This is a genomic window from Leifsonia sp. SIMBA_070, from assembly GCF_046534635.1.
Classification (GTDB): domain Bacteria; phylum Actinomycetota; class Actinomycetes; order Actinomycetales; family Microbacteriaceae; genus Leifsonia.
Window position 1 is genome coordinate 1 of sequence record NZ_JAWRYK010000173.1, and the last position, 279, is coordinate 279.

Consider the following 279-nt stretch of genomic DNA (forward strand, 5'->3'; position numbering starts at 1 on the left):
CGATCAGCTGACGCTCATCGAGGTGGGAGGACAGTTCCTTCCAGGTGGTGTCGCTCAGGTCCTTCGTCTCCACCAATTCGTCGACGCCGCGCAGCAGGGCCGCCTCGGCTTCTGTCCAGCCGGCGTCCGGTCCGGCCAGGATGCGGGCGAACTCGGTGTCATCGATGCCGGCCCGACCACCGAGACGCTTGTGGTGATCCAACTCGTACTGGCAGTGCCGCAGATGAGCAGTCCGGATGATGACCATCTCGGTGTGGTGCCGCGAGAGTGTGCCGAACG

General features: G+C 64.9%; 1 protein-coding gene. It reads right to left on the reverse strand.

Annotated features, from left to right (window positions below; all coding sequences use genetic code 11):
• On the reverse strand, window positions 1-247 hold a 247-nt coding region (locus SB754_RS19890; protein WP_410784110.1), incomplete at its 3' end, for a carboxymuconolactone decarboxylase family protein.
• Between the last annotated feature and the right edge of the window lie 32 nt (window positions 248-279).